We start from the raw sequence: 14,194 nt of genomic DNA, 5'->3' as shown, positions 1-14,194 counted from the left end.
GTCTCTTTTCGTCACGTCTCGACAAGGTCGATTGGTCGAGATCTGCAAGATTCGACAGGGCTCCGCTGTGGACTCGGAGCGACACATTGCGCCTGTCCTGTGTCATACAATCGAGCCTATAACGAGTTAGGGTGAGATGCGACACATTTAGGTAAAATAGACGTTCAAGCGTTACCTCGGCGTGATCCCCTCACGGAGCCGCCAAATTGTATGACAATATGAGAATCTTCCGGTTGAGAGTGAGGAAACTGAAATGGCTCAGGAGATCAACGACGCTCACGGGGAGCGCATTTCATTCGAGCGATTGGTCATCGCTGTCAAAGAGACGCTGCAGCGGGCGGGCGCCGCTCCCGAGGTGGCCCATACGCTGGCGCTCAACTGTGCCTCGTGCGAACGTGATGGAACGCTGAGCCACGGCGTGTTCAGGGTGAAGGGGTACGTCGACTCGCTGAGCCGAGGATGGGCCGACGGTCGAGCGCAGCCACGGGTGGAATCGGTGGGCGCGTCCTTCGTTAGGGTCGACGGTGCCAACGGGTTCGCGCAGCCGGCGCTGGAGGCCGCTCAGCCTCAGATTGCCGACGCGCTCGAAGCGTCAGGCGTCGCAGTCATCGCACTTCGAGCGACACACCATTTCAGCGCGCTCTGGCCCGACCTCGAACCATTCGCCAGACGTGGAAACATCGCCATGGCCATGATCGCCAGCGGCAAGCTCGCCGTTGTGCCGGAAGGAGCGACTCGGCCGGTCTTCAGCACCAACCCCTTCGGGTACGCGACGCCGGTCGCAGGCCATGAACCGGCAGTCTTCGACTTCTCCACATCGTCGATGTCCCACGGCGATCTGCAGCTCGCCGCGGCGCGTGGGGAGACGGTGCCGCCGGGGACGGGTGTTGACGGCTTCGGTCAGGAGTCTGACGATCCTGCCGAGATCTTAGACGGAGGCGGAATCCGCCCGTTCGGCGGGCACAAGGGCGCGTTGCTGTCATTCATGATCGAGACCCTCGCCGCGGGGCTGACCGGCGGCAGCTTCAGCTTTGAGGTGGACACCGAAGCACCCGAGGGAGCTCACACGTTCCGGACCGGGCAGCTCTACATCGTCATCGACCCCGAATGGGGAGGAAACGGTGTCTATCCGGAGCGGGTGCGAGGATTCATCGACCTGCTGCGGGAGTCCGGGATGACGCGCATGCCGGGGGACCGCCGCTATGCGAACCGGGCTGAAGCCGAGGCGCTGGGAATTCCAGTCACGGACCACATCCGGCAACTGATCGGCTGAGGCTCGCGGCTTCGCCGCCCTCGCCTCAGCACCTTCACCGATACATGCGCCTCAGCACCTTCACCGATTCATGCGCAGCCACAGTACGGCGACATGGAGTGCTGTCCGTGACTCTGCATCATCGAGCGAGACGCCGAGCCTCTGCTGCAGCTTGTCCAACCGTGCGTACAGGGCAGGCCGCGACAGGAAGCCGCTCCGGGCGAGAGCTGATTTGTTGCCGCCGTGGCGCAGGAACTTCTCCAGGAGCGCGATCATGTCCTCTCCGTCCTGTCCGCTTGCGGCGTCGAGCAGAGGGGCGAGTTCCGCCTCGGCGAAGGCGCGCACTCTCGGGTCGTCGCTCAGCGAGGAGATCAGGCCGCGCAGTCGGACATCGGAGAAGCGGTAGTACGGCTGCTGCCGCATCTCCAGGGTCGAAGCCATCTCGGCGACCTGCATTGCCGAATCGAGGTGCACCACGGCATCGACGAGCGACCTGCTGGAGCGACCGACGCCCACGGTGGTGTCCTGCGCAGATACGCCGGCGAGCAGACGCTCGAGGATCGTGCCCTCGTCGACACCCGCAGACGGTGCCACCACGACCCCGAATGACCCCGACTGCAGACCCGCCGAGAGGGTGGAGCACCGCAGCTCGTCCGCGGCGGACAGGAAGCTGCGGTGCAATGAGCGCTCCCGCAGCTGCAAGGTGGTGGGGTCGGTTGAGGCACTGCGGTCGACGCGGACGACCACAGGGATCATGTGGCTGCGCGGTGCGAAGCCGAGCGCGCTCGCCCGCTCACGGACCTGTTCCTCGTCGAGCTCAGTGGATTCGAGGATCTCGCGGATCAGTCCGCCCTGTGCCTGGACGAGGAGGTCCTGTTCGTCGCGCTCGGCCATCCGTGCCAATGTCAGCGCCTGCGCAGCACGCTCGATGACCTGCGCGGCTTCCTCGTTGGAGGCTGAGAGGTCAGGCGCGAGCAGCCGGCCCCATCGCCGGTCCCGCAGCCCCACGGGTGTCTGCAGTCGGCGCTCATCCTCGCCGAGGCGGTCCTTCCCTGCCGTGTCTGTCCGGCGACCCTGTGCGGGCGCGGCCCTTCCGCCGGAGCGGGCGAGCAGGCGATGGCTGACGTCCTCGAGCGTGACGGGCGAGTCCAGCAGCTCCGCTGTCCGGTCCACGATCTCCTGGGGCCCTGCGCTTTCGAGGCTGAGCTGGGTGAAGACCTCGTGGACGGTGCGCGCGTGTTCGACACGGGCGAGCTGACGGTTGAGCAGTTCCTGATGGGCGATCTGCGTGACGCGGACGAATTTGATGCGTCGGCGCAGGACGATGATCGGCATGTCTCGACTTCGTGCCGCGGCCCGAACGGTCCTGACGGCAGCGTCATCTGCCCGACCCGCATCGTCGATGAGCTCGATGATCGCCCCTGCGGCGGATGCCGATTCGAGCTGGTCGAGGAATATCGCTGTTGACTTCGCTGATGACCGGAAGGACAGGCCGGTGCTGAGCACGAGCTCGCCGCCTTCGAGGAACTGGTCGACGTTCTCCGAATCGGCGATGTGGACCCACCGCACGGTGCGGTCGAGGCGGTCTGCGCCGGAGATGACCTCTGGGTCACCCCGGCGGATCTCGTCGACGTCGAGTAGGCGGGCGACCGTCAGGTCGGATGCCTCGGGCAGCAGATCCTCCATTGGGCGGATGCCTCCTCGGCGGTGGTCACAATGTCGTTTACATAGTGTAAAGGGAATAGCGCAGATATTGACAGTCTGATCATGGTCAATTCGGCTCGACTGGCACACCATTGAATGAGTACCGGGCCCTGATCGCACGTCGATGTGAAAGCAGAGCCTCGGCCCGCCTCGGCGGACAATCACGAACTCTCGGAGGGTGACAGACCATGACCACGATGAATACAACAGAACAGCTCGACCGAGAGCTCGACGGCGTCGGCGTCTCCGAGCGGGGGCATGACGGACCGGACCGGGCGATCACTCCGGAACTCCTCGACGCGGGACAGCGAGCCCACGACCTCGACCGCGCGCACGTATTCCACTCCTGGCAGGCGCAGGGGCCGTTCGATCCGATGACCGTCGTTGCCGCCGAAGGCCCCTACATCTGGGACGGCGAGGGGCGGAAGCTGCTCGACATGTCCTCGCAGCTGGTGAACACGAACATCGGACACCAGCACCCGAAGGTCGTTGCCGCGATTCAGGAACAGGCAGCGAAGCTGTGCACGATCGCCCCGCAGCACGTCAACGATGCCCGCTCCGAGGCTGCCCGGCTCATCACCGACCGCACCCCCGGCGACCTTGATCACGTGTTCTTCACCAACGGCGGCGCTGACGCGAACGAGCACGCGATCCGCATGGCCCGACTGCACACGGGACGGACCAAAGTGCTCTCCGCCTACCGGAGCTATCACGGCGGCACCCAGCTGGCCGTCAACGTCACGGGCGACCCGCGCCGGTTCGCCAATGACTACTCGGCCGAAGGCATCGTCCACTTCATGCCCGCCTACCAGTACCGCTCCTACTTCGGCTCCACCACCGAGGCAGAGGAGACGCAGCGAGCGCTGCAGCACCTCGAGGACATGATCACGCTCGAGGGCCCGAACAACATCGCCGCACTCATCCTCGAAACCGTGCCGGGCACCGCCGGGATCTACGGGCCGCCGGCTGGATACCTCGAGGGTGTGCGAGAGCTGACCTCCCGCTATGGCATCGTCTATATCGCCGACGAGGTGATGGCCGGTTTCGGTCGGACCGGACGCTGGTTCGCCGTCGACCACTGGGACGTCACCCCGGATCTCATCACCTTTGCCAAGGGCGTGAACTCGGGCTATGTGCCGCTCGGTGGTGTCGCGATCTCCACCGCGATCTTCGAGACCTTCCGAGACCGCGTCTACCCAGGTGGACTGACCTACTCCGGTCATCCTCTGGCCTGTGCGGCAGCGGTCGCGACGATCAACGCCATGGACGAAGAGGGAATGATCGAGAACGCCGACCGCCTCGGCCGAGACGTCATCGGCCCGGCTCTGCGCGATATGGCGCAGCGGCATCCTGCGATCGGCGAAGTCCGCGGCATGGGATGCTTCTGGGCCGTTGAGCTCGTCAAGGATCAGGCGACGAAGGAGCCATTGGCCGCGTACGGCGGCAGCTCGCCGGAGATGAACCAGGTCATCGGCGCCATGAAAGCCGGGGGAGTGCTGCCGTTTGCGAACTTCAACCGGATCCATGTTGTTCCGCCGTTGAACACTCCAGACGCGGACGTCCGCTTCGGACTCGACGTGCTCGACAAAGCCCTGACGATCGCCGACGGATTCGTCGGCTGACCAACGGCGCGGTCTACGCGAATGGTCGACCGCCTCGGCGAGGTGTGAAGACAGGGTGTGATGCCAGGGTGTGAAGACGGAGTGTGAAGACGGATACTTTCTCTGCCGCCGTCGAGGCGTTTGGCCAGCTCAGAAATGAACGAAGCAAGTCGTGGACGACGTAGGCAAGAATAGTAGGTGAAGTTCCTGCTGATTAGACTGTAGACTCTTCACGATTGAGGTCGCTGTCCGCAGCTAAATCATCCACGGTCCGAATTGTGTCTACATCCAAGGTCGCTTAGTGGAAATCATCTTCGTCGTCGTGCTGGTCATCGTTTTGGCACTGTTCTTTGACTTCACCAACGGCTTTCATGACACTGCCAATGCCATGGCAACACCGATCGCCACTGGTGCGATCAAGCCGAAGACGGCAGTGACCCTGGCGGCGCTGCTCAACCTCGTCGGCGCCTTCCTCTCCACGGAGGTCGCGAAGACGATCTCCGGCGGCATCATCAAAGAAGGTGATGGAGGAGTCCAGATCACTCCGGACTTCATTCTGGCCGGGCTCATCGGCGCGATCATCTGGAACATGGCGACCTGGCGCTTCGGTCTGCCGTCGTCGTCTTCGCACGCGCTGTTCGGCGGTCTGATCGGTGCGGCGATCGTCGGGGCGGGACTCAACTCCGTCGACTTCGGCGTCTTCATGTCCAAAGTGGTCCTGCCTGCCCTCGCAGCTCCGATCATCGCGGGCATCAGCGCCTATCTGTGCACGCGCCTGGCCTACGCCATCACCAAGCGAAACGGTGAGGGCAAAACCGCCCACCGAGGACCATTCAAATACGGACAGATCTTCAGCTCATCCCTGGTCGCACTCGCGCATGGAACCAACGATGCGCAGAAGACCATGGGCGTCATCACGCTCGTCCTGGTCTCCGCGAACCTGCAGGCGCACGGGACCGGGCCGCATCTGTGGGTCATCTTCTGCTGTGCGTTCGCCATCGCAGCCGGAACCTATGTGGGCGGCTGGCGGATCATCGACACCCTCGGCACCAAGCTCACCACGGTCAAGCCCGCGCAGGGCCTGGCTGCAGAGACCTCGACGGCGGCCGCCATCCTCGCTTCCTCACACCTGGGCTTCGCGCTGTCGACGACCCAGGTCGCTTCGGGCTCGGTGCTGGGCTCGGGACTGGGCCGCAAGGGCGCAGACGTGAAGTGGTCGACTGCCGGGCGGATTGCCTCCGGTTGGCTGTTCACCATTCCAGCAGCCGGAATCGTCGGCGGCGTCGCCGCAGGCATCGCCCACCTCGGCATCATCGGCGTCATCGTCGACACGGTCGTCGCGGTCATTGCAGTCCTCTGGATCTTCCTCAGCTCGCGCAAGGTCGCCGATCCTGAGCTCTCGAACTTCGACGCTGTCGGCGAGGCGGTCGGCATTCGCGGACGCAAGCGCAAGATTCGCAAGGACCGCAGCCGGAAGCGTGCGGCCATGAAGCGTGCCACGCGCATCGAGGCCAGAGACCAGAGAGAGTCGGACAGAGCCGACGCGAAAGCGAGCGGCTCCGAGCCCGCCGCAGAAGCCGAGGCCGACACTGTGAGCCCTGCGACGGCAGAGGCCGACACAGCGGACGCACGTGCGGACAAGGGAGAGTCGAAATGATCGAGTGGAGCTCATTCCTCATCGTTGCAGTCGCGACCTGGGTGTCGGCGATCGTCGTCATCACGCTGTTCTCCGCAGCAGTGCGTATGCGCGCGGTGCACATCGATCTCGCCGAGGCGGGCCAGAGCAAGCCGTTGCTCAAGGTCGGCTATTGGACGGTATTCGGCATCTGCAGCATCGTCGTGCTCTTCGGCGTCTACCTGATCGTGCCAGCACTCCACGGAGCCTGAGGCTGGGCTTGAGCTTGAGCTTGAGCTTGGGCTTGGACTTGGGCCTTGGGCTTGGGCCTGAGCTTGGGCTTGGACTTGGGCCTGTGCCTGGGCACAAACGTACACTCAAGGTGTGAACATGTCGCCAAGCCGGCCCGGGCTCTCACCGGACCTCCTGAAAGAGATCGCTAAGGCGAACCGCAAACGCCTTGAACGCTGGTCGGATGAGTTAGACCGGACTGGTCGTGTGGTGCTGCGGACGAGCTTCCTCAAGACTTTCGGCTTTGCCGTATTCGCTTGGATCTGCGTTGGGGCGCTAGTCACGATGTTCACCGTCATGCCGCTGTCCATGTGGAACCCGCTGTCGGTTGATTTCGCTGGATGGGTGCAGCTCGTCTTCGGCCTGTTGCTTTTCATGGGCCTGATTCTGTTTGGCTTCGGCGCTGTGCTGTGGACGTTCGTCTACCCCATGGTTCGACCGCGAACGATCGTCTCGCGGTGGGGCGTCCAGGCGGTCGTGTCGAAACCTGGCGGACCACTCACCCTGTTCGAAGCGGCGTGGTCCGACATCGTCGCCGTGGGTGGTGGAATCTACTCATTTACACGCTGGCCGTTCCCACCTGTGCTGACTGTGAGGATCAGCGCTCAAGGAAAGAGCGTGCAACGCAAGGTTCTGATCCGCCCGCGCAGAATGCCCGAGACTGTCGTCGCCAATATAAGCGGAATGCTGCGTGGGCGGCCCCGCGATGTGCTGGCGTTCCTCGTCCATGTGCAGACGGCAGTAGATGAGGGACGCTACGTGGGCAGCTGGAGGGCCGGTTCGGGCGAGTGGCGTCAGCGCTGAGCTGCCTAGCGGCAGAACCAAAACAGACACGAAAATCCCCCAACCACCTCGGCGATGGTTGGGGGATTGTCGATCTGTCGGAGCTTCAGCTGTTCACGAGTTCAGCCGATCACTGACTCACTGTCTCACTGTCTCACTGTCTCAGGCGAGGCCCAGACGGTCGCGCAGGTTGTCGACCTCGGCGCGGAGTTCGGTGGGAACCGAATCGCCGAGCTGCTCGTACCAGTCCTCGATGAGCTTGAGCTCGGTCGCCCACTCCTCAGGCTTGATCGCAAGAGCCTTGCGCAGCTGCTCGTCGGTGAAGTCGAGTCCCTCGGTGTCCAGGCCGCCCTCGACGGGGGTCAGGCCCAGTGGGCTCTCAGCGGCGTCGGCGGTGCCGGTGACGCGCTCGAAGACCCACTTGAGGACACGCGAGTTCTCGGAGAATCCGGGCCACAGGAACGAGTTGTCATCGTCGCGACGGAACCAGTTGACGTAGAAGATCTTCGGCAGCTGGGCGCCCTCGGTGTTGCCGATGTCGAGCCAGTGCTGCAGGTAGTCACCGACGTTGTAGCCGATGAACGGACGCATGGCCATGGGGTCGCGACGAACGACGCCGACGGCTCCGGTGGCAGCGGCAGTGGTCTCCGAGGAGAGCACAGAGCCCATGAACACGCCGTGGTTCCAGCTTGTGGTCTCGGTGACCAGCGGCATCGTGGTCTTGCGGCGTCCGCCGAAGAGGATGGCCGAGATCGGCACACCGTTCGGGTTGGTCCACTCGGGGGCCAGGGTCGGAACGTTCGCGATCGGGGTGCAGAAGCGCGAGTTCGGGTGAGCGGCTGGAGTCTCGGAGTCCGGAGTCCAGTCGTTGCCGCGCCAGTCGGTGAGGTGCGCCGGCTTCTCGTCGGTCTTGCCTTCCCACCACACGTCGCCGTCGTCGGTCAGCGCAACGTTGGTGAAGATGTTGCCGCCGGCTTCGATGGCGCGCATCGCGGTCGGGTTCGTGGTGTAGCCGGTGCCCGGAGCGACGCCGAAGAGGCCGAACTCGGGGTTGACGGCGTAGAGCTGGCCGTCGTCGCCGAAGCGCATCCAGGCGATGTCGTCACCCAGGGTCTCGGCCTTCCAGCCGGGAATGGTGGGTTCGATCATGGCGAGGTTGGTCTTGCCGCAGGCCGAGGGGAACGCAGCGGCGATGTACTTGACCTCGCCCTCCGGGTTCGTCAGCTTGAGAATGAGCATGTGCTCGGCCAGCCAGCCCTCGTCGCGGGCGATCGACGAAGCGATGCGCAGCGCGTAGCACTTCTTGCCCAGCAGAGCGTTGCCGCCGTAGCCCGATCCGTAGGACCAGATGGAGCGCTCTTCGGGGAAGTGGGTGATGTACTTGGTGGAGTTGCACGGCCAGGCAACGTCGTCCTGACCGGGCTCGAGCGGTGCGCCGACGGAGTGCACGCACTCGACGAAGGTGCCGCCATTGGCTACGATCGCGTCGAGGGCGGTCTTGCCCGAGCGCGCCATGACGAGCATGGAGAGCACGACGTAGGGGGAGTCGGTGACCTCGATGCCGAACATCGGCTGATCGGCATCGGCGTGGCCCATGACGAAGGGGATGACGTACATGGTGCGTCCGCGCATCGAGCCGTCGAAGAGACCATTGAGGGTCTGCTTCATCTCGGCCGGAGCCATCCAGTTGTTGAGGGCTCCTGAATCCTTCTCGTCCTCGGAGCAGATGTAGGTGCGACCCTCCACACGGGCGACGTCCTCGGGGTCGGAAGCCGCGTAGTATGAGTCCTTGGTGCCGGTCAGACGCACGATGGTGCCGGCTTCGACGAGCTGCTCGGCGATCAAGTCTTTCTGCTCATCCGAACCATCAACCCAAACGATGTCGTCGGGAGTGGTGAGTGTGGCGACCCTGCTGACGAATGAAAGCACCGAGTCGTTGTCGGTGGGTGCGTTCTTCAGCTGGTCAGCGACGACGTCATGGTCGAGGACAGTCATGAGTGGTCTCCTGGTCAATCGGGATTACGGGGTTCCGCAGGGCGGTTGCTACATCTCCACCGTAGAACTCGGCCGAGCATGAAAAACTCGGATTCGGGTCATCGTAAGATGTGCATTGGGTCACAAGACGGGTGTCAATGACGTGAATGAAACTTTTGTATGACGTATATTTGCAGAGAAATGACGGATTGTTTCATCGCATGAAAACTCTCGAAATCCTTGATTTCTCGGGCTTCTCGCCGAGGCTGGTCTGAGGTTGACGGCCCATCTGGACCGTGGTCCCGCTAGATTTAAATCGCAGATTTGAGTTGACTGCCTGGGTGTCGGCGCCGATACCGCTTTCGGCTCGGTCATGAATGGGGTCAGGCATGAATGTGGCGAAGCGCACTCGGGCCGAATTTGAGCTTGGGTGAATTCGGTGTGTATAGTTGATCGAGTTGCAGGGCGAGAGTCCAGACAACATGCGCCACTAGCTCAACGGATAGAGCATCTGACTACGGATCAGAAGGTTGGGGGTTCGAATCCCTCGTGGCGCACCGCAGAGAAGTCCCTCACCAGGCAGTATAGCCAGGTGGGGGACTTTTTCGCTGTCAAGGCTCGGAGCTGAGGGGTGAATGGGATGTTCGAGGACGCGCGGCGATGATCCGGCCGGCGAGGCCTCGGCGTCGTCTCCCGGAACGAGCCGCGACGTACCTCGTGCCTTTTACCTCAAACGCAATCCGCTCCCGAACTCCGAGGACCTCGAACTCGAGGCGAGGAAACTCGAGTGGTTGCGTGAGCGGCATCCGGTCCCACGGGTCGTCCGTCACAGTCGAAGTATCGTCGACGACTGCGAGGTCGAATACCTCGTCACGGAGGCGCTGCCGGGAACCAACGCCGTCGCCCCGGAAAATGCCGCCGAGGCGAATCGGACCATCGTGGAGATCGCTGAGGGGCTGCGAATGCTTCACAGTCTGCCCGTCGACGACTGCCGTGGACATGGTCGGTTGAGGACCGACTCGGACTCATCGCCGCGGAGGCGGTCGGAACAGGGAACGCGGTGACGGTACTTGGACAGGCCCCTGAGATCGATCGCCTCGTCGTCTGTCACGGCGATCCATGCGCCCCGAACACCCTCCTCGGCGAGGACGGGCGCTTCCTTGCCAATGTCGACATGCAACGTCTCGGCGTCGCGGACAGATGGGCAGACCTGGCCGTGGCGACGATGTCCTTCGGGTGGAATTACGCGAACTACGACGAATCGTTGTTCTGGGAGGCCTACAGCGTCGAGCCCGACGTCGAACGGATCCAGTACTATCGTCGGCTGTGGAACGCAGAGTAGCCTCGACGAGCTGGCCAGAGACTCAGCCCCACATGCCGAGGACGTACATCCAGCCGCCGCCCACGAGGCTCCAGATGAGGATGTTGACGACCGAGGCGAAGAACCCGACCCGGAACCACTCGGGAGTCGTGACGTAGCCGGACCCGTAGATCACGCCCGCGGGACCCGAGGCATAGTGCGAGAGTCCGCCGATGAGGTTGCCGATGAAGCCCAGGGCCAGTGCTGCGAAGAGCGGGGGCGCGCCCGTGGCTATCGCCGCTCCGAGGAACACGGAGTACATCGCGACGATCTGCGCGGTGTTGGAGGCGAAGAGGTAGTGGACGTAGAAGTAAACGAAGCTGAGGACGGCGAAGGCCGCGATCCACGGCATTCCGCCGACCAGGCCAGCCACTTCGTCGCCGATCCAACCGATCACGCCGAGCGTGTTGAGGTGGGTCGCCATGCCCACCAGCACGGAGAAGAAGATGAGTGTCGACCAGGCACCGCCGTTGGCGGCCATGTCCTTCCAGGTCAGAACCTTGCTGACCAGCAGGATTGCGACGCCGACGAATGCCGCAGCAGTCGCATCGACGCCGATGCTGCTGCCCAGCACCCAGAGGATGAGCAGGAGGACGAAGGTCGCCAGCATGGTCCACTCGCCGCGGTTCATGGGCCCGATCTCCTTGAGCTCAGCCCGTGCATGGGCCGGGGCATCCGGCGTCTTCGTCAGACCGGGCCGGTAGATCTTCGACATGAACCACGGCATGACGATCAGGGAGACGAGACCGGGCACGATCGCGGCGAGAGCCCAGGTGCCCCAGGAGATTTCGACCCCGGCGTCGGCGGCAAATCCCACGGCCAGGGGGTTGCCGGCCATGGCGGTCACGAACATTGCCGAGGTGATGGTGTTGACCTGCACCCCGCTTAGCGAGAGATACGCGCCGAGTCTCTTCCTCGACTCGTCGCTGGACGGGTGCGAATCGTTGACCGTCGCCAGCGACTTGACGATGGGATAGACGACGCCGCCGGCGCGTGCCGTGTTCGACGGCGTCGCGGGGGAGAGGACCAGATCGGTCAGCGCCATGCCGTAGGAGAGGCCGAGCGAGGACTTGCCCAGCAGCGACACGAACAGCAGCGCGATGCGCCGCCCCAGGCCGGTCAGCAGGAACCCGTCGGCGATGAAGAAGGCGGCCACGATCAGCCAGATGGTGGAGTTGCCGAAGCCCTGCAGCGCCTCGGTCTTCGTATCCATGGTGCCGGTGATCATCGCCGCGGCCAGCCCGATCAATGCGACCGCGGCCGTCGGCAGCGGCTGCAGGATCAGGCCGAGGATGGTCCCGGCGAAGATTCCGGCCATGTGCATCCCGCGCGGGTCGACACCTTCGGGAGCCGGGATGAAGTAGATGATCAGGGTGAGTGCGAGGATCGCCGCGATCTTCCACGCCATCGTCAGCCGGACGTGGGTTCGAGCATTCGTCTCCGGCGCAGTGCTGCTCGGCGTGCTGGGCATGGGGCATCCTCGATTCTCACTCGGTGTGCGCCTGATGCCGTCGTCGTTCGCGTTCTGCCGGCGGCCTGCGCTGTCGGCTGCGACGGCATCGGCGTTCGGCGGGACCGCGGCGGACGGTGTGCCCGGTTCTGCGCGATCCGCTATCACAATAGACCCGAGTTCGGCTGTTGAGGCCACCCTCAGCCGGAGTGAAATCTCACGTAGCGCGAGGAGCAGTCGAGTGGTAACAGGCCGGCGCTCGCGCGGGATCGAGGGCCTCCTCGGCGATACGATGATGCCGTGTCCTCACTCATCTGCGACGACGGCGTCCGTATCGATTTCACCTGCACCGGCGATCCTGCGGGGCGGCCGGTCGTGCTGCTGGCTGGATTCCGTGCCCCGGCCACCAGCTGGCTCTACCAGATCGGTCCACTCGCCGAGGAGGGGCTCAACGTCCATGCGGTCGATCTGCGTGGGCACGGCACGTCGGACCGGCCGACGTCCGGGCTGACCATGGAGCGTCGCGGACAGGACGTGGCCGCCGTCCTCGAGCAGCTCGATCTCCACGACGTCCTCATCGTCGGAGGTTCCATGGGCGGGAACACGATCTGGTCCTATCTCTCCCAGTTCGATGCCGAGCGCCTCGGCGGAATCGTCACCGTCGATCAGACCCCGAAGATGCTCAACACGGCTGACTGGGCCCACGGATACTACGGGTATGACGAGTCGAATGCCGACACCTACTTCGCCGAGGGCATCCCGCCCACAGGCCATGGCACGCCGGTCATGAAGCGAGGAAGGCGGCTGTTGCGCCTTCTCAAAGCGATGAAGGGCGTCGACCGCAAGATCAGCCGAGGCGAACTCGCACTGCTCAATGATCATGCGAAGGCCGACTGGCGGCCTGTGATCGAGGGGTGCGATGTGCCGGTGCTCTTTATCGCAGGGGCAGAGAGCGAACACTGGCCTTGCTCGCACGCTGCTGCTTCGGCGGCTCTCGCGCCGATCGGATCATCGACTGTCATCCCCGATGATGGGCATGCGGCCAATATCGAGCAGCCCGAGGCTTTCAACCAGATCCTGCTCGAGTTCGCCGGGTCCCCCTGACAGAAACTGCGAGCAGTGCATCCCGCTGCTCAGGCGACAGATGCTTCACCGCTTCGCGCATCGTCACACCCGAAGCTCGATGCGCACGCGGCAGCATCCAGTCGAAGACCATATCGGGACGTGTGCGGGCGGTGTCGCGCAGCACCCAGCCGATGGCCTTGCGGATGAAGAATTCCTTCTCCTCCAGCATCGCATCGGCGTACCGTGAGAATCGGTCGAAGTCTCCGCGACTTTCCCGCAGTGGCCTGAGGTGGGCCAGCAGCGCAGAGCGTCGGATCCAGAAATCCTCGTCACTCGCCCAGCGCTCGAGCACAGGATCAAACTCCGCATCGTATTCGGACAACGGGCCGACGGCATCACCGGCGAGTGGATCGACGAGTGCCCAGGTGCGGGCCTGCCGCAGCAGCCGTTCGAAGAGGTCACTGTCACCGGCGCCGAGGCGGTCCTGCTTTTGGATGAGCACCATCGTGGCCGCACTGCGACATTCGTAGATGGGAGTCCCGCGACCGGCCCCGTCGAGGTCGCCCGCGCGGGCGACCCCGTCGAGCTCGGCCACGCGGCTCGTGTTGGTCAGTTCACCTGCACGGCCCGCCCCGCCGAGCTTACCTGCGCAGCTCGCGTTGTCCGGTGCGCCCGTGGAGTTCCACAGGGCCTCGACGAGAGCGATGATTCCGTCATGGTCCAACTCTGCCCCGCGCAGCGCAGTGCGCACCACTGCACGTGTACCCGGCACGCCGACGCCGTAGTGGAGGAGGTTGCTCTTGAGGTAGGCGCGTTCCTTCGTGGCGCGTACGGAACTGCCACGATCGCGAAGTTCCGACTCGATCACCTCGGCGAGGGACTGCGGGCTGGACGCCGCTGCATTCGGTGACATGATCACGATCATCTCACTCTCCGCGGGAAGCTGCCTGCGGTGGGGAGCTCTCCGCGGGAAGCTACCTGCGGGGAGGCTGCCCGCGGCGAACTGCCTGCGGGGGACTACCCGCTGGGAAGCTACTCGTGCAAAGAGACCGCGAAACACGGTGAATAGACGAAATGGTCGGCAAGTTCACCCTGATCT

General features: G+C 64.0%; 12 protein-coding genes and 1 tRNA gene. 9 read left to right on the top strand and 4 right to left on the bottom strand.

Going from position 1 to position 14,194, the window contains the following annotated elements:
- Positions 1–253 precede the first annotated feature (253 nt).
- Positions 254–1,273 (top strand): Ldh family oxidoreductase, encoded by a 1,020-nt coding sequence (locus MPN20_RS10440; RefSeq protein WP_242781852.1) that lies wholly within the window; start codon positions 254–256, stop codon positions 1,271–1,273.
- A gap of 60 nt (positions 1,274–1,333) precedes the next feature.
- Here the strand turns inward: MPN20_RS10440 and MPN20_RS10435 are convergent, their stop codons facing one another.
- Positions 1,334–2,938: a PucR family transcriptional regulator ligand-binding domain-containing protein gene (locus MPN20_RS10435; RefSeq protein WP_242781848.1), complete on the bottom strand. Its 1,605-nt coding sequence runs from the start codon at positions 2,936–2,938 to the stop codon at positions 1,334–1,336.
- Positions 2,939–3,144: 206 nt separating this feature from the next.
- On the opposite strand from MPN20_RS10435, the gene MPN20_RS10430 reads away from it, so the two are divergent.
- The 4 genes from MPN20_RS10430 to MPN20_RS10415 all read left to right on the top strand — a co-directional run bounded on the left by MPN20_RS10430 (position 3,145) and on the right by MPN20_RS10415 (position 7,267).
- Positions 3,145–4,578: an aspartate aminotransferase family protein gene (locus tag MPN20_RS10430; RefSeq protein ID WP_242781846.1), complete on the top strand. Its 1,434-nt coding sequence runs from the start codon at positions 3,145–3,147 to the stop codon at positions 4,576–4,578.
- 280 nt (positions 4,579–4,858) lie between these two features.
- Positions 4,859–6,214: an inorganic phosphate transporter gene (locus MPN20_RS10425; RefSeq protein ID WP_242781844.1), complete on the top strand. Its 1,356-nt coding sequence runs from the start codon at positions 4,859–4,861 to the stop codon at positions 6,212–6,214.
- A complete protein-coding gene (locus MPN20_RS10420; RefSeq protein ID WP_242781835.1) occupies positions 6,211–6,444 on the top strand; it encodes a hypothetical protein in 234 nt (77 codons plus the stop codon). Before MPN20_RS10425 ends, MPN20_RS10420 begins: the two co-directional genes overlap by 4 nt.
- Before the next feature lie 118 nt (positions 6,445–6,562).
- Positions 6,563–7,267: a hypothetical protein gene (locus MPN20_RS10415; protein ID WP_242781833.1), complete on the top strand. Its 705-nt coding sequence runs from the start codon at positions 6,563–6,565 to the stop codon at positions 7,265–7,267.
- Positions 7,268–7,408: 141 nt separating this feature from the next.
- On the opposite strand, the gene MPN20_RS10410 is transcribed toward MPN20_RS10415, so the two are convergent.
- Positions 7,409–9,241, bottom strand: coding sequence for a phosphoenolpyruvate carboxykinase (GTP) (locus MPN20_RS10410; RefSeq protein ID WP_242781831.1), 1,833 nt, complete (start codon positions 9,239–9,241; stop codon positions 7,409–7,411).
- A 463-nt stretch (positions 9,242–9,704) separates the two neighbouring features.
- Between MPN20_RS10410 and MPN20_RS10405 the strand changes: the two genes are divergently transcribed.
- From MPN20_RS10405 to MPN20_RS17330, 3 genes are all read left to right on the top strand, one after another.
- Positions 9,705–9,777 (top strand) — tRNA-Arg (locus MPN20_RS10405).
- Between the two features lie 78 nt (positions 9,778–9,855).
- Positions 9,856–10,284 (top strand): phosphotransferase, encoded by a 429-nt coding sequence (locus tag MPN20_RS17335; RefSeq protein WP_278189825.1) that lies wholly within the window; start codon positions 9,856–9,858, stop codon positions 10,282–10,284.
- On the top strand, positions 10,281–10,562 hold the full coding sequence (locus MPN20_RS17330; protein WP_347566823.1) for a phosphotransferase: 282 nt from the start codon (positions 10,281–10,283) through the stop codon (positions 10,560–10,562). Before MPN20_RS17335 ends, MPN20_RS17330 begins: the two co-directional genes overlap by 4 nt.
- A 22-nt stretch (positions 10,563–10,584) precedes the next feature.
- Here the strand turns inward: MPN20_RS17330 and MPN20_RS10395 are convergent, their stop codons facing one another.
- Positions 10,585–12,051, bottom strand: coding sequence for an anion permease (locus MPN20_RS10395; protein WP_242781829.1), 1,467 nt, complete (start codon positions 12,049–12,051; stop codon positions 10,585–10,587).
- A gap of 279 nt (positions 12,052–12,330) precedes the next feature.
- Between MPN20_RS10395 and MPN20_RS10390 the strand changes: the two genes are divergently transcribed.
- Entirely contained in the window at positions 12,331–13,134 is an 804-nt protein-coding gene (locus MPN20_RS10390; protein ID WP_242781828.1) for an alpha/beta hydrolase, read from the top strand.
- Here the strand turns inward: MPN20_RS10390 and MPN20_RS10385 are convergent.
- The gene (locus tag MPN20_RS10385; RefSeq protein ID WP_242781826.1) at positions 13,097–14,008 is read right to left on the bottom strand and encodes a DNA alkylation repair protein; all 912 of its coding nucleotides are present in this window, start codon (positions 14,006–14,008) and stop codon (positions 13,097–13,099) included. The two genes, MPN20_RS10390 and MPN20_RS10385, sit on opposite strands and share 38 nt — an antisense overlap.
- Between the last annotated feature and the right edge of the window lie 186 nt (positions 14,009–14,194).

It is taken from the genome of Brevibacterium sp. ZH18, from assembly GCF_022748595.1.
GTDB lineage: Bacteria > Actinomycetota > Actinomycetes > Actinomycetales > Brevibacteriaceae > Brevibacterium.
The sequence above is the reverse complement of the archived record's forward strand: the minus strand, read 5'-3'. Positions and strand labels throughout refer to the sequence as shown.